At 44.2% G+C, this 21788-nt stretch carries 14 protein-coding genes; 5 read left to right on the forward strand and 9 right to left on the reverse strand.

Translation table 11 applies throughout. The features are described 5' to 3' along the window. Positions 1–27 precede the first annotated feature (27 nt). Positions 28–1026 (forward strand): GGGtGRT protein, encoded by a 999-nt coding sequence (locus BN8899_RS05910; protein ID WP_065218693.1) that lies wholly within the window; start codon positions 28–30, stop codon positions 1024–1026. Between the two features lie 85 nt (positions 1027–1111). On the opposite strand, the gene BN8899_RS05915 is transcribed toward BN8899_RS05910, so the two are convergent. Further along, complete coding sequence (locus BN8899_RS05915) at positions 1112–1996, reverse strand: Rpn family recombination-promoting nuclease/putative transposase (protein WP_065218694.1); 885 nt, start codon at positions 1994–1996, stop codon at positions 1112–1114. 311 nt (positions 1997–2307) lie between these two features. On the opposite strand from BN8899_RS05915, the gene BN8899_RS05920 reads away from it, so the two are divergent. The 4 genes from BN8899_RS05920 (at position 2308) to BN8899_RS05935 (ending at position 7563) form a co-directional block, all read left to right on the forward strand. Beyond that, the gene (locus BN8899_RS05920; protein ID WP_065218695.1) at positions 2308–2952 is read left to right on the forward strand and encodes a hypothetical protein; all 645 of its coding nucleotides are present in this window, start codon (positions 2308–2310) and stop codon (positions 2950–2952) included. 122 nt (positions 2953–3074) lie between these two features. Then, positions 3075–3713, forward strand: a complete 639-nt coding sequence (locus tag BN8899_RS05925) for a hypothetical protein (RefSeq protein ID WP_065218696.1) — start codon at positions 3075–3077, stop codon at positions 3711–3713. A 75-nt stretch (positions 3714–3788) separates the two neighbouring features. Continuing rightward, positions 3789–4124 carry a fibronectin type III domain-containing protein gene (locus BN8899_RS05930; protein ID WP_065218697.1) on the forward strand — a complete coding sequence of 112 codons (336 nt, stop codon included), beginning with the start codon at positions 3789–3791 and terminating at the stop codon, positions 4122–4124. 181 nt (positions 4125–4305) lie between these two features. Next, a complete protein-coding gene (locus tag BN8899_RS05935) occupies positions 4306–7563 on the forward strand; it encodes a golvesin C-terminal-like domain-containing protein (protein ID WP_148375292.1) in 3258 nt (1085 codons plus the stop codon). A gap of 34 nt (positions 7564–7597) precedes the next feature. Here the strand turns inward: BN8899_RS05935 and BN8899_RS05940 are convergent, their stop codons facing one another. The 8 genes from BN8899_RS05940 to BN8899_RS05975 all read right to left on the reverse strand — a co-directional run bounded on the left by BN8899_RS05940 (position 7598) and on the right by BN8899_RS05975 (position 21776). Further along, positions 7598–8497, reverse strand: a complete 900-nt coding sequence (locus BN8899_RS05940; protein ID WP_065218699.1) for a lysophospholipid acyltransferase family protein — start codon at positions 8495–8497, stop codon at positions 7598–7600. Between the two features lie 208 nt (positions 8498–8705). Then, positions 8706–11090, reverse strand: coding sequence for a zinc-dependent metalloprotease (locus BN8899_RS05945; protein WP_187376782.1), 2385 nt, complete (start codon positions 11088–11090; stop codon positions 8706–8708). Between the two features lie 10 nt (positions 11091–11100). After that, positions 11101–13584 (reverse strand): zinc-dependent metalloprotease, encoded by a 2484-nt coding sequence (locus BN8899_RS05950; protein ID WP_065218701.1) that lies wholly within the window; start codon positions 13582–13584, stop codon positions 11101–11103. A gap of 15 nt (positions 13585–13599) precedes the next feature. Continuing rightward, positions 13600–14571, reverse strand: a complete 972-nt coding sequence (locus BN8899_RS05955; protein WP_065218702.1) for a hypothetical protein — start codon at positions 14569–14571, stop codon at positions 13600–13602. Between the two features lie 7 nt (positions 14572–14578). Continuing rightward, entirely contained in the window at positions 14579–16126 is a 1548-nt protein-coding gene (locus BN8899_RS05960) for a RagB/SusD family nutrient uptake outer membrane protein (protein WP_065218703.1), read from the reverse strand. 12 nt (positions 16127–16138) lie between these two features. Then, positions 16139–19786 (reverse strand): SusC/RagA family TonB-linked outer membrane protein, encoded by a 3648-nt coding sequence (locus BN8899_RS05965; RefSeq protein ID WP_065218704.1) that lies wholly within the window; start codon positions 19784–19786, stop codon positions 16139–16141. Between the two features lie 109 nt (positions 19787–19895). Then, a complete protein-coding gene (locus BN8899_RS05970) occupies positions 19896–21047 on the reverse strand; it encodes a FecR family protein (protein ID WP_065218705.1) in 1152 nt (383 codons plus the stop codon). A 108-nt stretch (positions 21048–21155) separates the two neighbouring features. Next, entirely contained in the window at positions 21156–21776 is a 621-nt protein-coding gene (locus tag BN8899_RS05975; protein ID WP_065218706.1) for a hypothetical protein, read from the reverse strand. Between the last annotated feature and the right edge of the window lie 12 nt (positions 21777–21788).

Here is a 21788-nt window from a genome sequence, read left to right on the forward strand (position 1 = left end):
TTTGTAATCATTAAATTCAAAATTATTATGGCTTTATTTGAAAGTTATGACCGCCGGATAAATCAAATCAACGCGGTATTAAATAGCTACGGGATCAAGGACATCGACGAGGCAAAGGCAATTTGCGACGCGAAAGGGATAGACCCGTACAAGATGTGTAAAGAGATTCAGCCTATCGCTTTCGAGAACGCGGCGTGGGCTTACGTTGTAGGCGCGGCTATCGCGATCAAGAAAGGATGCACGAAAGCGGCAGAGGCTGCCGAAGCTATCGGCGAGGGGCTGCAATCTTTCTGTATCGCGGGTTCCGTTGCCGCCGACCGCAAGGTAGGGCTGGGACACGGTAATCTTGCCGCCATGTTGCTCCGCGAGGAAACCAAATGCTTCGCTTTTCTTGCCGGTCACGAGTCTTTCGCCGCCGCGGAGGGCGCTATCGGCATTGCCAAATCTGCCAACAAGGTACGCAAGCAACCGCTGAAAGTGATCCTTAATGGCTTGGGCAAAGACGCCGCCATGATTATCTCCCGTATCAACGGTTTCACTTACGTGCAGACCGAATTTGATTATTACACCGGGGAATTGAAAATCGTGCGGGAGAAAGCCTACTCCAAGGGGGAACGCGCGCAAGTGAGATGCTATGGCGCCGACGATGTTCGGGAAGGTGTTGCCATCATGCGCCACGAGGGAGTGGACGTATCCATCACGGGGAACTCCACGAACCCGACCCGTTTCCAGCATCCCGTTGCCGGAACTTACAAGAAAGAGTGCATGGAAACCGGGAAGAAATACTTCTCCGTGGCTTCCGGGGGTGGTACCGGACGTACCCTTCACCCGGATAACATGGCAGCAGGTCCCGCAAGCTACGGCTTCACCGACACGCTCGGGCGTATGCACGGCGACGCACAATTCGCCGGTTCGTCATCCGTTCCCGCCCACGTGGAGATGATGGGATTCCTCGGGATGGGTAACAACCCGATGGTGGGCGCAACGGTTGCCGTTGCCGTTGCCATCGAGGAAGCGATGAAATAAAAAACTCGTTTTCAACAAATTTTTCATTCGGGAGTCAGGTAAATCAAACATTACCTGACTTCTTTTTTTACCCCCCGCACCAGTACTAAAGTTTCAAAATTTCTTCCGGATTCAACCCGGTAAACTTCGCAATATCTTCTATCGACAAACCGTTGCTTTTCAAATTGCGGGCGATATCAAGAGCTTTCATTCTCTCGCCTTCTGCCCTTCCTTCTGCCCTTCCTCGGATTTCTCCCTTCAACTCGGCAGTGTTAATCACATTGTTCATATCCCGGAAAACTTTCAAACTCTCCTCGTATTCCACCAGCTCGTTTTTATTGAATTTGGCGATCTCCGCAATCCTGAACACCCGCTCGAAAATCCGTTCTTGTAAAGCAATCGGGCGTTCCATTAACCGGGGGAGATTCTTGAGTACATACATCCACTTGTCGAACAAAGTTACAAGTTCCGTTTCCGTTTTCATGAATTTCGGCATCTCGAGGTAAATAAACGAGAGTTTATCATAGAACACTTCCTTTTTATTAATATCCATTAATTTAATCTCGTGATGATAATAATTCTCGTCCTCCCGATCCTCGTCAAAAACAAAATTCAGTATACCTATAGTATAAACAGCCTTCAGACTATAATCCCATTCTCCCCGTAAAGCCTGTTCCCGTATAGGGAAAGTAGAATAGAACACGCTTCTATCCTTGAAAAATTGTTGTTCGGCTTTCTGCATCTCGACAATAAACTTCTCCCCTTTGTCATTCTCGCAGTAAACATCGAACACGACTTTCCTGTCTTTCTCCAGAAATCCCAGATGTTCATTTCGTAAATAAGTAATATCCACGATGTGTTGTTCCTCGTGCAATAAAGCGTTGAGAAAACTGATTAATAAATCTTTACTAATCTCATCCCCGAACAACCGCTTGAACCCGAAATCGGTGTAAGGATTCACGTAACGCTCTTTCAAGTAATCTATACCCATGGCAATCTTTGTTTATATCACAAATATAATATTTTTTTGACGATTTTCCATTTTATCCTTTACTGAGGGCGAAATACCGCTGACCGCAACCAATTCTCCCTTCACGAGTGGGTTTTGCCCGGGTTTTGGGCGGGTTTTAGGCGACATCACCCACTCGTTGCCTACAGTTCGCCCACTCTTCGCCCACGTTTTAACGAAATAAAAGCAAATTTAACTTGACAAAGCCTCCTTCCGGCAGTACCTTTAGAAAGCCTTCCAAAAGGCAAAATGGATGGATCGAGGAGTATTAGGTAATATTTAAAGGTAAAGTTATGGTTGAAATCAAATCAGGAGTACTAAAAGATGCCAAAGGGCAGTACAAGGGAATGGTCATATTCCAAAAAGGAAAGAAAACATTCGGCAGGGCATTGCCCTCGTATGACGGTAACGCCGGTTCCGCGACCCGGGCTGCCCAAAATGCCCGTATGGCGGCAGTTGTCACGCTTTATCAATCGATAAAGAAAACGTACCTGTACGACACGTGGCGCATGGAAGCCACCCGGAAAGAGATCATATCGGGATACAATCTTTTTATACAAACAAATCTTCAGGCTTACAACGCGAACTACTCCACCGGTGATTTTCGCCTGCTCCATCTCACGCTGGGGACATTACAAATCCCTTTCCAAATGCGGCAACAGGAAGCCCCAGCAGGTATGCTTTCCTTGGTTTGGGAAACCACCCCGTGGAGCAGCGACCGCAGGAACAAGGACGAATTGGCATTGGCAGTCATCTATGACAACGAACCTTTCCGGGTCGAGATAATCGATCACACCGGAACAACCCGTGCAGATGGCCGCGCTTTGATCCCGCTAGAAAACCCGTCCGCGCGGGAAGCACACGTTTACGCGTTCTTCATGAACCAAGAGAAAGACAAATTCACGAACAGTATTTACTTCAACGTACAGTTAAAGTAAACCCGTGTGCGGAGTGAAGTGGCAACCGTCAACAAAGCTTGTGATACTTGCTTTGTTGACCGGGTTGTTATTGCCACTTTATGAACCTTACAAACTTGATAAACTTTATAACTCTATTCAATATGGCAATATTTCATTCACATTTATTCGACAAGGCATCGGGTTCCGTGGGAAACGTGACCATGTGCCATTACGATGGGAAAAACGTGGCTAGAGCCAAGATTTTCATCAAAAGTAAAAAACAATCGCCCGCGCAACGGGTACAACAAATACGGTTTGCCACGCTTTCCGACCTGTCACTCGGTTTTTACAACGCGTTGAAGAAAGGGTACCGGGGAGTGTCGTGGGCAAAAGCTCGTGCCCTATTTATCGGGACAAACCAAAATGCCGTGGAAGTCGACGAAGAAACGCTTGCCGTGACGGTTCACCTCGAGCGCATCACTTGCTCGACAGGCAACCTGCTCCCGCCCACGGTGGCAGTAACCTGCAACGACAGGGGAAGGCGTATACATGCCGAATGGTTCCGGCAACCACTTTCCCCGGTGGCAAAAGACGAGGACGATTTATTTCTTGCCATTTTCGACCCAAAGGCAGGAAGCGACCTAGTCTTCCCGCTGGGTAAACGGGGGAATCCCGGTAAAGCAGATTTCCCACTTCACGAGGATTTCCAACCGGAAGGCATCATCGCTTATGTCTTCGCGGTATCGGCTTTTAACACCCGGGCTTCCCGATCGGCATACACGAAGGTAAAACACGAGTGAAAAATTAAAAAAGTTTTAATCCTTTTTCCTCCTTATCGTGTATTAATATAGAACAAATAATCAACTTGATTTATTATGAGAACTACAAAAAGAATTACAGTCTTACTGATCAGTTTATTTTTCAGTACAATGCTATTTGCAGAAACTTGTGAGGTTAAAATAAAAATTAAACCACCAAGAAATAATGGAGGTACACCTATTACAGGTTATTGGATAGAAGTAAAATCCCAATATGATACCAAATGGAAGCGGCTAATAAATTGGAGCCTGCTTCCTGAAATTCAAGAATACACGTACAAAGGAGATTTTGAACCTATCAGATACGAATTTCGAGTTATTGCTATAAATAAATATGGCTTATCTAAACCATCAGATCCAGATTATGCTGACTTTTCAAAATCTAATTCTTGAGAAATTTTTCTAGTTTGCGAGGATGGCGCAACGAAAAGCATATATTCAAAATCACATACTAATACATTCGACATAAATAGTTTACTAGACATCTCGCCCAAAGAGACAAATCCGATTCCATATCGACTTAAAAAATAGTTGCGAAGCGGCACAAGTGAATAATAATCAACAAGAGAACACGATGAATTACAATACGGTCAAACATATAGCGACGAATGAGATGAAATTGCTCCGCAGGGATCGGGTGCTCACGGGCATTCTATGCCTGTCCATATTATTAATAGCGTTTATACACGTTATCACGCAAAGTAATTTAGCGTCGCCCATGTGGTTGACCATCGCGTTACCCTCGATGATTCCTTTCACGAATGCCTACATGGTCAACTGGTTGCAGGCTTTAATCATTATATTTTGGACCGGACATTCGCTTCAGGAGGAAGAACGAATCGATTCGTTCACCTCCCTCAGCGTACGCCCGTTTTCGAACGCGGAATGGCTAGCAGGAAAAATAGTAGGCTTTCTCTTGGTCATATTTTTGTTTGATGTCACTGCCGCAAGTATCGCAATAAGCATACATTTGTTTTTAAGCGATTCGCCCTTCTCGTTCTTCCCGTACTTGTTCTACTTTTTCACGTTATCCGTGCCAACGATAATCTTCGTGACGGGAGTTTCTTTATTCATCAAAAGTGTATTAAGAAAAAGTGTCCTCGCGGTATCGTGTCTATTGGTCATTTTTTACCTCGGGACCGTTTTACTCGCCAATCGGCTGCACGGGATAAATGACTTATTTCTCACGAACATGCCCAACGTGCTCTCGGAGGTGACAGGAATGGCGCAAGCATTCCTCTATTTTTTACAACGCTCCACCTTTTTTCTCTTGGGATGCGGATTGTTGATCGCGGGTATCCATATTATCACCCGAATACCGGACTCGCAACGGAGTTATCGACAGACGAAATGGCTTTACTTGTCATTTATCGCGGCAGGTTTCATCCCGGCAATAATTTACTTGCAAGAACAAAAGCAAATACACCAATACCGCAAACAACTCCGGGAAGTGTTCGCAAAACACAAGGGAATGCCTAAAGCCCGCATCACAGAACACAGTATCACGTTCGAGCAAAACGGAAACACCTATCGAGCAACCAGTACTCTACAAATACACAACCCACACGAGGAAACACTTTCCTCTATCCTACTGTACCTAAATCCCGGATTAAAAGTCACCAGGCTCACTGGAAATGGAAAAGAGGTCGCTTTCGAGCGGGAAGAACAGGTGATCATCATCCCCATTTCCTTGTCCTCACATACTTCACGGGAATTAACCCTTCAATACCGCGGGCACATCGTCCCGGAAGTATGTTACGCGGAAATAGAAAATTTGGATTCCTTGTACAAACTCCGGCAGTATTATCACTTCAACACGGGAATGGACTTCCATTACTTGCGGGAGGATTTCACGCTACTCACGCCGGAATGCCTGTGGTACCCGGTGACACTTCCCCCTGTAAACGTGTTGTCCCCGATGATGACAATTCAAAATTACACGAAATTCCAGCTCTCTGTCATAGGAGAAAAAGAACGCACTCCGGTTTCCCAAGGCAAGCGTATCGAACAAAGAGACACGGCATATTTCACGAACGAGATCCCGTTACCCGGACTTTCCCTCTGCATCGGCAATTATACACAAAAACAACTCACGGTGAATGATATCCGATTTGAAACCTATGTACTAAAACAGCATGAGGATTTCCTGCCGGAATTACCTGAACAATTCCCGATGGTGTTGCAATTTTGGTTGCAAGACCTGGAAAGGCAAGATCAGGCATACGCGTTCGACAAATTAGCCATGATTGAAGTACCTGTCAACTATTGCGCGTATGCCAGAACATGGAAAACGGGAAGCGAGTACGTGCAACCCGAAATGATTTTCCGTCCGGAACGGGAGGCTTTGAGCACACAAGGAATAAAAATCCCCGCAGAAGCTTCCACCCCGGGTATCCCCCCGGAAGCAGAATGGTTCTCCCAATATACTCGTGCTTACTCCTCCTCCCGGACTATACACGCGGGCTTCCCCGTGATAGCGGAAAAAGAAGAATACACGAGTAACGAGTACGATTTAGCAGATTTATTACAAAAATACCACGTGCAAATCACTTCTCCCGAATTTCCCGGTATTCATCGGGTATTCCAAAAGATTCAAAACTATTGGGGAAACGCACTTTACAGTTATAATGACAATCCTAGTTACGAGAATGCATCCGTATACTTCGACGACCATTGTTTGCTCGATATTTTTCAAGAACCACAAGAATCATTGCATTTCCAACAATATCTGACCGCAAAAAGTATCACGTTCCTGACCCGTATCCTATGTTCCATTTCTCCCGAGAGATTTCAAAATTTCATGGAACGTTTCTACTCGACACACGCTTTCAGCGAAGTGGACCACGAGCGGCTATGCAAAGAATTACAAGCGATTGACACTTTTAATCTATTAGCACTTACCCGACAATTATATAAAGAAAAAGGATTGCCCGAGTTCCGTGTACGAGATATCCGTGTGCAACAGGTTGAAAACACTACCGGGGAAAGAGGTTTCCTACAAAGCATAAAGGTGTGGAACCGGGGAACTACCGATGGCATAATCACCCTCACGGGTTCACATCTTGAGCAAAATATACATTACCTAATACCCGCAAAAACATGCAAAGAACTCAGGGTTTATATCCCTGAGGAACCGGATAAATTTTCACTCCAAGTGCAAACCAATTTGGCTCGAAATATCCCGGCATTTTACAATTTCAAAAATATTGAACCCACAGGAAGTATCAAAAATACTACACCTGGGATATTTGATTGCGACAGCACATTCTTTATCACACCCTCGAATGAATTTATCGTGGATAACGAGGATAACGGGTTCCGTGTTGTCGAATCCCGACAGGTCCTAACACGTTTGGTACAAGAGGAAAAGGGAAAATACTCACCTTTATCTAGTTATCAACGGTGGACTAGGGAATATGACCTCATGAACAACTGTTACGGGGAACCCGTGAAGAGTTATTGTATAAGACTCGCGGGAATGGGAAATTCCCACGTCGAGTGGAACACCATGCTACCCGAGGATGGAATATATGAAATATTCGTTTATCTCGATGAAAAACTATTTAGCCAAAACGGGTATATCAAACAATATGTCGATAGAAAAAAACAAATCGTGGAGAATCCCACGCAAACTTACCAATTCACGCATGCCGAAGGGGAAGAAAGCATTACGCTTGAAATTCGACAAACCGGATACGGATGGGTTTCACTCGGGAAATTTCCATTTGTCACAGGGGAAGTGAAAATCATGTTACTTGATCTCGGAAGCAATCCTTACCAGGCTATCATCGGAGATGCCGCGAAATGGGTAAAATGCCAAAATAAAATATAAATCATCTTACGCCATGAATATTTCCGAACTCCTGTCATTCCGTTTCCAGCTGGGGACGTTTGTGTTTCCAACGCCGATGCGACCAAAGCCAGTACTCGGGATTTTCACGGATAAACTTCTCCAGCATACGGGTGTGCATACGGGTCAGTTCTCCCGGTTCCAAATCCCCAGGATTTGCACACAAATCGTAGAACTCGGCATGGTAATAACCGCGTTTCACTTTTCTCATGTTGAGATACACTACCGGCTGGTTCAGTTTCCGGGCAATCCGTTCCGTCCCCTCCATCACGGGGGTGTCTTGATTCAGAAAAGTAGTCCAGAAGTTAAGCGAATACCTGTTTGGGGTCTGGTCGCCGATAAACCCGGTCATACATATCTTTCCCTCTTTCTGGTTTCGCAGCATGACACGCAGCGTGTCCGCCTTCGCCAGAGGGGTGGCACCGAAGCGGCTCCGGATGTTGCACGTCATCCGGTCGAATATTTTGTTGTGTATCGGTTTATAGATCGGGATTAACTCGATACCCTTTTCCCACAGTTTATAAGAATACATCATTTCCCAGTTCCCGTAATGCCCGGAGAAAGCGATCACGCTACGTCCCTGTTCAAAATAGTGGCGCGGGACGTCCAAATTTACCATCACGCAACGCCGCTTGATTTCGGCTTCCGATATATGCCACAATTTATAGAACTCGGCAAAGGTGTCGCACAAGTGCCTGTAATAATGCCGGGCGATCCGTCGGCGTTCTTCTTTGCTTTTCTCGGGGAAAGCATTCCGCAGGTTCGTGTCCACCACGCGGCGGCGATAACGGATGCCATAATACAGAATCAGAAATAGTACGTCAGTAACCAAATACATTACCCGCAACGAAAAAAAACTAACTCCCCACAACATCCCATACCCCACATAAGAACAAAAAGTAACTAATAATTTCATTCAAAACGAATAAGTTTCACACGCATTTTGACTTGTTTCCTGCCATAAGTTTCTCAAAGGTATGAAAATAATCGGCTTTCTAGCGGTAATCACTCAACTTTTATACTTTTTTCCATATATTAAAGGCACTCAAAAAGGGAGGCGTGTACCCGGGTACACGCCTCCCTGCCCACAAACATTCGGAGCAAGCTCCCTCATTCAATAATTCTCACTTCGTCACGGAAGCTATCAGTTTCATATCCTGTTCGATACGGTACATCATGGCTCGGTAATGGTCCCGCATCGTTTGGTCGGCGTGTTGCTCGGACAATATTTTCGCCTGATCGTGAATATCATTCACCCAAGCGATCATGTTCGTGCCATAGGTCGACAATTTGTTGCTGTTAGTTAGAACGGCATTCTTCACCAACAAGTCCATGAAGCACATGATAAATATATTTTCCGTGTGGCACTCGAAAGCGGAAAGAACTGTATTCTTGTCAAAATCCTTGAATAGCAGCCGACGTATATCCTGCCAGTATTCAATCAGATTATACGCTTTTTCGCCCTCGACACGGGATGCCAACTCGATATTTCCGACCACTTTCGGGTTTAACAAGTACGTGAACACGATCTCCTGCAACCCGTAACGCACGGCTTCCGGTCCCACGCCGAATTCCCGGGCAAGTACCTTGTCATACATCCACGGTTGCGGGGCGGCAAATACGCACTCGTTCAAGAACTCCAACGTCTGTTGCTGCAATTCCCGGGAAGAAAAGGTTTCCCCTTTTTCCAAAGCCATGCGGCAGCCGATGTTTTCCATCACTTTGTATACCAGATTTTGGTACAATGACCCTAAAGCCGTCGCCCCGCCTTGTGCATACACCATCCAATCGTCTTTCTTCTTGTCGGCAGAGGCGGAGAGCTTGTTCAGGTTTTTGATAAAACGCTCCATGTTGCGGATTCCCAAGCGTGCCGCCTCTATCTTGTCCGAAGATAAATCCGAAGGCAGGGCACGAAGGTCGAAACTCGTGTTCTTCATGTAAAGAAGTGCCTTGTCTTTCAAACGACGGTCTGCCAAGTCTTTCAATATCTTTCTGTCGGCATTGGCATCTTTATTGTCCGGGAACCACCGGTAGCCCCACTCGATAGCCCAACGGTCATAAACACCGACTTTACTGCCGATCAACTCATCCGTGGTCATCTTGTCTTCGGGCTGTGCCGCGAAATTGTAGGAACAATCATCCAGCACGGAAGCCGAGAAACCGTTCTTCCTCACGAAAGCGCGATCACGGATCTGGGCGGGAGTGTACGCATAGCTACCCGCGTAATTGGGAAGCAATCCCAAGGCGAATCCCACTTGCCTTGCCACGAACATACGAACGATAGCGCCTGCCACACGGGGATCGAAGTAATTCTTTTCCACACGGGGATCCACGCCGGCACAACGGGCGAAATAGGTTTCCAAGTAGCCTCCCAGCGTAACATGGTTCAAATTCACGTTGCAAGCCAGTATCTCCCCGGTACGGATATCCCGGTCGAAAGAGGTGGAGTTGCTACCGGCATTGATACTGTACGAGATCACGGCACGGGCGGAAGTCATCTCGTTCTCGTCCTTCGCCTCTTTTACCTGAATGGCGTTTTTAAATCCCGCTTTCTCGAAAGCGGACTGCCATTGCAAAACCCCTTCTTTGGCGTATTTGACCAGTTCTTTCGGGAAGTAGGCGTCCAGATAGAACACGATCGGTTCCTTCGGCTCGGTCAGAATGCCTTTGGCGTAACTGTTCATGTCCTTCGGTTCCAAGTTCCATTTGGTCACGATGGTTCTTTTCTTCACCCCGTAAGGATTCGTCCCGAAATCGTAGTAATTCAAAGTTTCGTATCCCACCCTTTCGTCAGCGTAGCGTACCCGCATACGTCTTTCGGGCAACAAGTCCACGTGACACTCGATTCCCGCCACGTTTTGGTCAACAATCCATGTCAAGGTGAATTTCACCCCGTTCCGCTTCTTCAACACCTCGTTCACGAAAATCATCTCGCCCCCGCCGGACTGCTTGTTTCCCTTGAGCGCGGCACTCGTGCCCTCGTCCGAGAGTTTGTACCAATCGGCAACACCCTTGATCTGGTTCGTGATCTCGATAATCACCCCGGCGGAGTCCTTTCCCCAAGCCACGATCGGGTAAACCGCTTCCACGGGCAAGAGGGTTTCCTCCGCCAGTATGCGCTCCAATTCAGGTTGTTCGCCGGATGCCACCATACCGTTGTACTCGCTGTACATATACAGTTTATCTTTCGGTCCCTTCTTGAAGCATACTACCCCGGCGGATTCCTGACCGGAAGCTCTTACCCCGATGCCTTTCAACATCTGACCGGAAATGAAGATATCTCTTCCCAAGTATTCGTCCGCTATCTCCATGTAATATTTATCGTCCGCCTCGTACACGGGGAAAATAGCATCCACCCGTTTCATTCCTTCCTTGAAGAATTTCTCAAACGGTATGGGTCCTTTCTTTACCTCGGTCTTTTTCTCTTCCGGGGCTTTCTTCTCCTGCCCGATACCCGGCAAGGACACCAGCAGGCACAATACAATGAACAATATATAACTTCTCATCATAACCTCCCTTTTAATATATAGCATTCTTCTCGCCCTTCAACCAAGCCCCTATCGTTTTCACGATCGCGTTAGCGTGCATCCGGGCAGACTCGTCTTGTGTCTTCGCCGCGTAGGCTTCTGCCGCCTTTGCCACCCGCTCCATTTGCAGGGTAAACAACGTCAACAGGTTGGTCGTTTTTCTTACTTCCGAGTAATTCGTGATCGCCATCACCTGACGGATGTATTCCATCTGAAGGTCACGGCGGGAAGAAGAAATCTCGTCCCCATTTCTCAACTCGGAGAATATACCGTTTTCCATATCCCGGAAGAATTCCTCGGGGGTGTAATTCCCTTCACGCCCGTACAATTCCACGCAAGTGGTAAGGAATGCTGATTTCGGCAACAAGTTTTGAATCACGAAACGCTGGATACTGCTCCAGGTTTTCAACCCGTCGACTTCTGCCAATCCCGTGATACGTTTATCAAATAACCAGTCAGGCTTATTAAACACGTGTTTCGCGAGGAAGTCCATCGCCTCTTTCTGACGTTCGAATTCCACCATGCTGGAGCCCGTTCCAGGTTCCGAACGCAAGGGAGTTTCGCTGTAACGACCTGCCACGTTTTTCAGCACGTGCGTAACGAAGTACATATACTGATTCAATACCCCGTTGTATATCATTTTCAGGTAAGTTGCCTCGTCGTCATCGCCTTTCGTCCACGCTTCCAGGTTATTCATGATTAGCTGCAGGTTCTTAATACCGTATTCGCTTGCTTTCATGCTATTGTCACCCAAGTCCTCGGATTGCCAGCGGGGATCGGACATATCCAATTCCGTTCCGAACCAGTATTTCGGGTCTTCCTTGTATTTTTCACTCACCCATTTTCTCAAATAAGCGGTTTCCTCGTTCAGTTTCATCCCGGGGAAATAACGATATCCCCACTCGATGGCAAATTCATCATACATTCCGATACCGGGAATCAGATCTTTCGTGTCGATCTTGTCTTCCGGCTGGGCGATATAGTTCATACGCGCGTAGTCCATGATGGAAGCGGTGTGCCCGTGTTTCTTCACGAATTCCCGATCTCTCAATTTCTCCACGGGATACGTGCTGCTTGCCCCGAAATTATGGCGCAACCCGAGGGTGTGTCCCACCTCGTGGGCTACGACGAAACGCATCACGTCGCCGATCACCTCTTCCGGCATCGGGTACTGGCGCACCCGGGGATCAGAAGCGGCAGCCTGACAGAAATACCACTGCTGTACCATCGCCATCACATTGTGGAAGATTCCGATATGCGAGCAAAGTATCTCTCCCGAACGGGGATCTGCCATGTGCGGACCATAAGCGTTCGCCACCAATGACGCCTTGTAGGAAATCACGGAATAACGGATATCCTCGATAGAAAAGTCGGGATCTTCTTCCGGTGTCGGAGCCATTTTACCGATAATGGCGTTCTTGAACCCGATTTTCTCGAACACGGGTTGCCACAAGTTCACCGCCTCCACGAAATAAGGCTGTAAAAACTTCGGGGTATTCCGGTCAATGTAGAACACGATCGGCTTTACAGGCTCTACCAATTCTCCCCGCTTGTATTTCTCCATATCCTCGGGTTTCGGCTCCAAGCGCCAGCGGCTGACCATGCTGATACGCTCCGATTTGTACGGATTCGCCCCGAAATCCACTTTACCATACGCAAAGTATCCTACCCGGCTATCCTCGAAACGGGGACGCATGGGCACTTCCGGCAACAGGGCAATGGAAACCCCTATCTCCCAACGCGTGGGAGGCGTCGGCTCGCTTCCGCCCTTGGGGTATGCCGGACTGGGCGGCAACGCTCTCGAACCCGCCGAGTAACTCTTCACGGAACGGAAGATGATATTATTCTTGAAAGTACTGATCTTTGTCATATAAGAACGGTCTGCCTGAAAGGATCCCAATCCCATTTTCTTGGCTGACGCCTTTAAGGAGAACAAGTCATTATCCCCGGTCACAGCTGCTGTCACATCCAACAACAGGGAATTGTCACTCTTCGCCTTCACGTCGAACACGTATAACACGGGAATCAAACTGGCATTCTTTACCGTATTGTATATTCCCATCGTCGTGTCCGTCACGGCATAACCATAAGTCGGCTTCTTCACGAACACCTTGTCCTTGGGTCCCCGCTCGAAACTAATGATCGTGTGAGTCAAGGCATCCCCCGGGTAACCGTACATTTGAGTAGGGGTCGGCTTCGGATTTTCCGACCCCTTGATAATGGAAATCATGGATACAAATTCCCGCTCCATCATCGCGTCGGGAATTTCCATGTAATACTTGTCATCCTGCACGTACACGTTGAACATCCCTTCATGCACTTCCGCCTCGGACTTGATAAACTCCGAAATAGCGGGTAACCCCTTCCGTTTCGTCGAATCCGCCTCTACTTTTTCTTTCTCCTGGGCAGAAAGTACAGGCACACACATCCCTAAATAGCATATTGCCAATGCTATTAATCTACATACAATTTTCATACAGATACTTATTTGTTAATTGTTTCCTAGTTTTTCAGCTCGCATTTTTTCAATGATACTCTTCACAATACCATACTTTTTAAAAACGTGTGGATAATCCTCCTCGTATAATTCCCGCACTTGTTCTTCCGTGAAACCTAAATATAGAGCTACATAGTCATTCACATCTTGATCTCTCGCGGGGAAATAATACAATTCTCCCTCTATAATCGGTCGATTAGGGGCAGGATTCAAGAAACCGTATTCTTCACAAGGCGCATAAGAAGGACTATATTTGCTTGGAGCAGTATTAATATCCACTTTGTTTCCATAACCATAATATTCATTAACATCTTTGGTCAATACTTTATAAAAAGGATCCAAATCCGTTTTGTTGTAAGTATTGTAAATATAAGTTCCAACTTGAGCGGTTAATATTTCTCCCGCAAGCATCCTTTTTTCTTTTTCATCCATATTTTTGATGTCCGGTAGTTTACCGACAGCAACAGTCGTTAATCCGGAAAAAGCTGAACCAATGTAGGGCAGATAATTTTTATCGTTCAAACCCATATGCAATGTATCCACGAGTAAATAGCTACGAGGAGCATCTATAAAATCTGGAAAACTCGCTAAAACATAGTCCCGCAGCAATTTAACACCTTCCATTATATCCTCTTCATTAGAAGACAATACATAAGCATTAGGAACTTCTCCATAGATATTACCTGTAATCGTGTAATTCAATTTAATCACCTCGTAATAAATATTAGGACGTCCGAAAGCATCGGTTCCCCTATCTTGGGAACCAATGGTATCATTATAAAAGATCGGTACACCATACTGTTCATAAACTTGAAATATCGTGTGGTCCAATGCACTATTAGGATTGTCTTTATTTACCCACCAGTTTTCATCTTGATAACTTGGCATTACATCATCCTCTTTATCATCACAAGCAACTAAAAATGATGTACAAATAATGGCTGCTATATAAAATATCTTTTTCATAGACTACTTAATTATTAATCTTACGTTCTTCTCTTATTTCATTCTGAACTAAAGAACCATTGTTATAACTTATGGCATAATCAGGTATAGGCAGTACATAAGCTGTCTCTTCATTATACTTCTTCAAGCGGAAATTTCCCTCGAAAGAATATTGTGACGCAGAAGGTCTTGAATAATGCGGATGAAGAATTTCTTTCGTAAAAGGATGTGTCGAAGATACTGCATACCGACGTAAATCGAACCAACGATGCCCCTCGAAACACAATTCCCGACGACGTTCGTTTCTAATAAAGTTAATGAAATTCTCGTCCCTATTGGTTATCATTTCATCCTCAATAGTAGGCATTTGACCTTGGACAAAACGATTTTCCCGTAATATATTCAACGTTGCCTTCGCTCCGGCTTCATCACCAGACATGGCTTGTGCCTCTGCTTTATTTAAATACACCTCAGCCATTCGCAACAAAAACACATCCGAAACATAACCATCTACATCCTGATCTCTCAATTTTATGCAACGATACAATCCCGGGGTTTTATAACTCTCCAGCATGAAAGCTTGCCACCGCAAATCATTTTCATTATAACTATCCTGCAAATCATCCGAAACGACCGGGCAAGGAAGAACGGCAGTATACCATTCATTATAATATTGCTCGCGCATCACCAGATCCATTGAATAAGATCCTTGAGAAAAAATGGTTTCGGGAGAACCGGAACGAGTAAAACTGGTTCCCATGGTAAATGAACGCAAATCTTCCAAAGAATAAGTTGCCATCTTCAACACGGAATCACATTGAGCGATAACATCCTCCCATTTTTCCATATACAGATACACCCGACTCAAGAACAAGCGGGCTGCAGCTTCGTTTGTCTGATACACTGTAGTTTGCTCAACACCTTTCAACAACGGGATGGCTTGTTGCAAATCTTCGACAATAGCGTCATATACTTCTGCAACAGTATTACGAGAAAAATATTTATCCTCTATATACTCTGTTAGTTTCAACGGAACTCCTAATTCCGTGTCGGCAGTAGTCTTAGAGTATGGCAAAGCATAGAAATTTATCAAAAAATAATAGAAACTTGCCCGCAAAAACAAAGCCTCTCCTTTGATCCGGTTACGGTCTTCTATAGGGTCGTCTGTCATATCATCTACTTTCGGAATAACGACATTCGCTATAGCGATTCGCGAGTAAAGATCACTCCATGTTTCATCCTTATACGGTGTCCCATTCTGATTGAACGGATTCTTATCCCAATGATAGAAACCTTCTATAGGCATAAATCCCCCGTATGCATCCGTTAAACTATTACGTTCCACACAATCATCATCCATTACATGTAACCATGGAAAAGTATGTTTCTCACTTCCCGCTATCGACAATGATGTTTTTTTTGCGGTTCTTTTGATATAACAATTCCCAATCAATAGTTCCTCCAAATCCGAAGTTGAAGCGGCATAAGCCAAATCTTGAGAATAATCCTCCAGGAAATCACCACAAGAAGTGAAAACCAACAAGCAAATAACCCAATATAATATTCTATTTTTCATAACTTCTCAACATTAGAATGTAATATTTAAACGACAAGAATACGTCGGACGAATACTCATATTAATAGTCGGGGAACTTCCCGATTGAGTCGCAGGATCTTGCCCTTTTAATTTTTTATTACATAAGGTAAATAAATTCGTTCCCGTGAATTCAATAGAAGCTGACTTCAAATGCAGTTTTCTACATATGTTTTCAGTAAATAAATATCGTAATGTCATAGAAGACAGACGCAAATAATTACCACTTACGACACGAATATTTGAATTATCATACATTTCCCAAACATTACTACCAAAAGCGAAAGAATAATCTCTCCACCAAGGAGATAATGAATTTGTAAACTCAGTACCACCAACTATACCCGGAATATTTGTATACATTTCATCCCCAGCCTTTTGCCAACGTTTCAGATACTCCCTACGTACATTCTGATGAGGCTGCGGAGCTAAAGTTCCATACGAACCACTCAAATTAGGATACAATTTCATTAAACGAATTTTAGAGCCTAAACTGTAAGTAAAATTGAATCCTAGTACCAAACGTTTATAGGAAAGTTTATTATTGATACTTCCTTGAAGTACCGGGACACGACAGCCGGAGTATTTCATGACAGTTTTATATACTTCTTCTTTGTCATCCATCGCAAGATATTTTTCTTTTACCTCGTCTAGCTCTATATCATAAAACATCGGACGACCATCATTCGGATCCAACCCCTTGAATTTATAAGAATAGAACGAGTTCAAAGCACGTCCGGGTATTTCCACATTACCACTCAAATAATCGGCATAAGTAATCTCATCCCGGGTTACTTTGTCTTTATTATTAATTGCCCGATTCAGCAATTTATTTAATACCTGACCAATCTGCGGATCAATGCTCCAACGGAAACCATCCGTTCCTCCTTGAGGATTGAAAGGTATAAAATTTAAAGACACTTCCCAACCTTGATTCTCTATCGTTCCCGAGTTTACCGTGTAATTGGTTATACCATTGACCTCGGAAATCGTTTTACTCAAGAATGCGTCTGTCGTTTTTTTATAATAATAGGAAACAGTACCTCTAATCGCCGTATTCAAGAACGAAAAGTCCAAACCAACATTCAAAGAAGACGTCTTTTCCCATTTCAAATTCGGATTCGGGAATGAACTAACCGTTGATTCATACTTATTCCCGAATTGATTATTCGGATCTCCTTTTTTGATAATCAATTCTGGGGTTTGCGAATCCAACATATTCCCTTGATAACCGAAAGAAACACGCAATGACAATAAATCTACCCAATTTACCGTTTTTAATACATCTTCTTTTGTATTCCAACGTCCGGCAATAGCCCAAATCGGTAAAAATTTGTTATTACTTTTACTACCGAATTTATTGGAAGCATCACTTCTCGTGTTAAAAGTTAAAACATAACGATCACGATAGCTATATGCCAAAGTAAAATACCCTGATGTCATATTTGTCAAAGAATTTGTACGTTTTCCCCGGGCAAGTTCATCCGTGGCTAACCAAGTTCCGTAAAGCGGATATTCATTAATATCCACAGGTGCAAAAATTTCTCCACGTCCCGGGATATAACAACGACGGGTTTGACGCAACCCTCGATACCGGGTTGAAGAAAGCTCCCCCCCAATAGAAGCTGTAATCAAGTGTATATTTTCCGCATCAAGGAATTTATTGAAATCAGCTTGCAACCTTACCGTATAAGACTTATTACGTGAAGTCAACTGATTCAACTCTCCTCCAAAAGGCATATAATTAGATTTACCACTTTCTTCAATTCGATCCCTCAATTCATTAGCATAGAATGTTTCCTCCCCCCTGTAAGTTTCTTCATTTGTATTACTATTTGAATAGGAGATTGTCAATCCGGTATTCAAATAACTAGTAAATTTGTAATTTATAGAAGTATTAAATGTAAATCCATTCGTTTCAATATCCCGAGAACTATTTTTCACCTCATTCAAGATATTGAAAGGATAACGGAATGATCCATCTTCTTCTCCGATACGATCATAATAATATAAAGAACCATCCTCGTTATAAGCCGGAATAGTACGGGCAGTATTGAAAGCATAACTCAAAACATCGATCTCTTCAGGCGTGTAACTTTTCTCATTTACATTAGCCTGCAAAGCGAAACGAGCTGAAAATTTATTATAGTTAGCCGTCACATTCAAATTCGTGGAATAACGTTTATTCTGCTCTCCCTTAAGCACTCCTTTTTCATCGTTATATCCCAAAGAAGCATAATAACGTATATTATCGGTCCCCCCGGATAAACTCAAAGTATGATTATGCGAGAATGCGTCACGACATAATAATTTAAACCAATCAGTATTCGCCGTTTCATAACGACTTACCAAAGATTGGAACTCGTCAAAATTCATTTTACCATTCCAATAATCAGAAATTGCAGCCTCATAACCAACCCAAGCATTTAACCTCGTGAACATGACTCCTTTTTCAATCAATTCGCGAGAAAAAGCCATTCGTTCTTCGGAATTCATCATATTTACTTCCCGATCTCCATACCGGGGACGCAAAGACAAACTTCCAGTCATCGAATAAGAAACTGTCGGTGGTCCCACTTTACCTTTCTTCGTGGTAATCACGATCACACCATTGGCGGCACGCGTACCGTACAACGCTGTTGCGGAAGCATCTTTCAACACATCAATCTGTTCGATATCATCCGGATTCAAACCTGAAATGGCGTTACCCAACAAATTCACGAAATCCAAATCATTGATTTGAGAAGGATCAACATTCACCGGATCATGCAAAATAATCCCGTCCAATACCCAAAGCGGTTCACGGGAACCCAACACGGTAGAAGAACCCCGGATTCGCAATTTTGGGGCAGCTCCCACCTGCCCGGAATTCTGCATGAAGATCATTCCCGGCACATGCCCTTCCAACATCTTATCAATGGTTGAAATACCGGCAACATTAATATCATCAGCTTTCAACGTTGTCACGGCACTCGTCAGATGACGCTTGTCTATTCTTTGGTAACCCGTGATAACCACCTCTTCCATTTCTTCCACATCCTCCTCCATCACGACATTCAACTTCTTGCCCGGGATATATTTCACCTCCTGTCTTTTCATTCCCACGAAAGAGAACACGAAAGTCACCGTATCTTTCGGGATGGCAATCTTAAACTTACCCTCGATATCAGACACGACTCCGACACTTGTTCCCTTGATCAACACGGTCACCCCCGGAAGCGGTTCGCCCTTCTTGTCCTTCACCGTCCCAGACACGGATTTACTCTCCTTTTTCTTGTCATCATCTTTATTCGTGATATAGATGATATCCTGCTCGAAAAAATAACGCAATGAAGTATTTTTGAATACCTCATCCAATACCTCCCGAACCGTTTTTCCACTTGCCTTCACGTCGAAAGCCTTCAAGTTCTTTACATGATCTTCATTGTAAATGAACCGTAATCCTGTCTGTTTCCAAATTTCCTGACATAACGTGTTCACATCACACTTATGCAAGTCAAGGGAAACAATCTGTTCCTGCGAGTAGCCGTTTGCCATTACCCCAGAAACAAAAAAGAAACAAAAAATCATCAACAGTCGCATAATTTTCAAAGTCTTTGATTTTTTCACGCTAAAAACAGCGTATTTCCAATTAGATTTCATAGATTTGTATTAAAAGATTACACATAGTGAATAGGGATCCGCTTGCCAATGGACCTATTCATTTATCTTTCAAAAGGTGAAGATGGGGGAACATCTTCATCTTTTTTTATTACAACTTACTTATAAATACAGTATTTCCTTTTACCTTAAAGCGAGCGTCCGAAATCCTCTCGAAAGAACGGAACAACTCTTGCACATCCTTATATCGTTTCAAATTACCGGATAAATGCACATCACACAATTCTCCGTTTTGATAAAACACTTCCAAACCATACCACCGACTCAACTTATCCATGATCGAACCCAACGATTCGTTCCGGAAGATAAAATCACCGTCTTTCCATGCCACGTACGGCAATACATCCACGTCTTCTACCCTTATCCCATCCTTTGACTTATCAAATATACCTTTTTGATTTGGCTTTAACAACACTTCTTTCCCTCCTTGTTTCATTCCCACGGCTCCCGTCACGAGTACCGTTTCAACACCCTCGTAAGTATTCACGTTGAACTCCGTTCCATACACCTTGACGGACACATCTTCTACTTGTACGATAAAAGGAACCTCCTGATTCTTTGCCACATCGAAATAAGCCTCGCCTTTTAGATAAACAACCCGCTGCTTTCCGTTAAACCTTACAGGATAAAGAAGTTCCGTTTCCGCATTCAACCATACCCGTGTTCCGTCAGACAAAGTCAAATTAAACTCTCCACCTCTCGGTACCAACAGACGGTTCATCATTTCCTCCGCATCCTTTTCCGTACCCTCTTTCCCTTGTGTAGACTGGTAGAAAACACTACCCGACTCACTCACCTGTACCGAAGTTCCATCTTGTTCTTCCAACTGCCGGGCTATCTCTCCCATCTCGACCTTCTCCCCTGAAGACAACACCAGAACCGCCTGAGGCTTTCCCGGTTGGATGCTTTGTACCTGTGTCATTTGTACCGGTTTCTCTCCCGAATACCACAAAAGAGCACCACCCACGCTCAAAGCTAACACCAATACAGCTGCCACACTATACCAAATCCGCATATTCGGACGTTTTTGCAACCTCTTCCGGAAAGAAGCGAAATCAGGTTGCACCTCCCGAGCATACATACCCCATTGTAATTGCAGATGCACACGCTGAAACTCCCGGAAATACGCTCTATTGCACTCCTCCGCCTCCAACCACACCTCTACATCTCTCCGCTCGGCATCATCCGCTTCGCCCAAAAGGTACAAGAGTAATTTATCATCTATTTCGTTTTGCTCCACCATTGTCATTTATTTTTTTTCAATTATAATACAGTTCAAGAGCAAAAATCATTGACTCGAAAATGATTTTTTTGTAAAAAAAAATACTCACTATAGAATATACACTAAAAATCAGCTCATTAATCTCACCGCATTTTTTTTAATATCCTCTACGGAAACCGCTTTCGGATACTTTACAGGAGGCATTTCCACTTCTCCCAAACATTCTCCTATATATTTCAATAACTCGTATTCTTCTATCGTGGACGAGGGAACCACAATAAACTCAGGTCTATTGATTCCTATCCATTCTAACTTGAAAAATCCAAAATTTCGCACCCGCAGCAAACTTGGAAACAGTCTTACGATTAGCATTGTTGAGTCGTCCGCAAGAGACACTAACTTTAATATATACCCAATTTTATAATCGAACCAAGTGCCATCATTACGTTTATAAACATAAGATTTCCCCACATTCGGACACTGCAACAACACCGTGTTTCCATGCCACTCTATCCCATGAATCCCGCGAAAAGCTGAAACGGAATCCCCGAAGCATTTGTTTAAAACCGCCTTCATGCTATCCAACGGAACAGAATAAATATAATTATTCGTATTAAGCCCGTCCCCTTTTTCTCGTACATCATGATGTGATTTTAAATAATGATAATCTATTCCTTCTTCCCAATTCACAACTTTCACGACAACAAATACGACCACCACTCCCCATATAATCAATTTTAGCTTACTCATAACCATTCATTT

Origin of the sequence: Butyricimonas sp. Marseille-P2440, assembly GCF_900091675.1 — a bacterium.
GTDB lineage: Bacteria > Bacteroidota > Bacteroidia > Bacteroidales > Marinifilaceae > Butyricimonas > Butyricimonas synergistica.

Excerpts from the sequence above, each read along its gene's own strand:
- BN8899_RS05910 (WP_065218693.1), top strand. The coding sequence starts at position 28 with ATGGCTTTATTTGAAAGTTATGACCGCCGGATAAATCAAATCAACGCG.
- BN8899_RS05915 (WP_065218694.1), bottom strand. The coding sequence starts at position 1,996 with ATGGGTATAGATTACTTGAAAGAGCGTTACGTGAATCCTTACACCGAT.
- BN8899_RS05920 (WP_065218695.1), top strand. The coding sequence starts at position 2,308 with ATGGTTGAAATCAAATCAGGAGTACTAAAAGATGCCAAAGGGCAGTAC.
- BN8899_RS05925 (WP_065218696.1), top strand. The coding sequence starts at position 3,075 with ATGGCAATATTTCATTCACATTTATTCGACAAGGCATCGGGTTCCGTG.
- BN8899_RS05930 (WP_065218697.1), top strand. The coding sequence starts at position 3,789 with ATGAGAACTACAAAAAGAATTACAGTCTTACTGATCAGTTTATTTTTC.
- BN8899_RS05935 (WP_148375292.1), top strand. The coding sequence starts at position 4,306 with ATGAATTACAATACGGTCAAACATATAGCGACGAATGAGATGAAATTG.
- BN8899_RS05940 (WP_065218699.1), bottom strand. The coding sequence starts at position 8,497 with ATGAAATTATTAGTTACTTTTTGTTCTTATGTGGGGTATGGGATGTTG.
- BN8899_RS05945 (WP_187376782.1), bottom strand. The coding sequence starts at position 11,090 with ATGATGAGAAGTTATATATTGTTCATTGTATTGTGCCTGCTGGTGTCC.
- BN8899_RS05950 (WP_065218701.1), bottom strand. The coding sequence starts at position 13,584 with ATGAAAATTGTATGTAGATTAATAGCATTGGCAATATGCTATTTAGGG.
- BN8899_RS05955 (WP_065218702.1), bottom strand. The coding sequence starts at position 14,571 with ATGAAAAAGATATTTTATATAGCAGCCATTATTTGTACATCATTTTTA.
- BN8899_RS05960 (WP_065218703.1), bottom strand. The coding sequence starts at position 16,126 with ATGAAAAATAGAATATTATATTGGGTTATTTGCTTGTTGGTTTTCACT.
- BN8899_RS05965 (WP_065218704.1), bottom strand. The coding sequence starts at position 19,786 with ATGAAATCTAATTGGAAATACGCTGTTTTTAGCGTGAAAAAATCAAAG.
- BN8899_RS05970 (WP_065218705.1), bottom strand. The coding sequence starts at position 21,047 with ATGGTGGAGCAAAACGAAATAGATGATAAATTACTCTTGTACCTTTTG.
- BN8899_RS05975 (WP_065218706.1), bottom strand. The coding sequence starts at position 21,776 with ATGAGTAAGCTAAAATTGATTATATGGGGAGTGGTGGTCGTATTTGTT.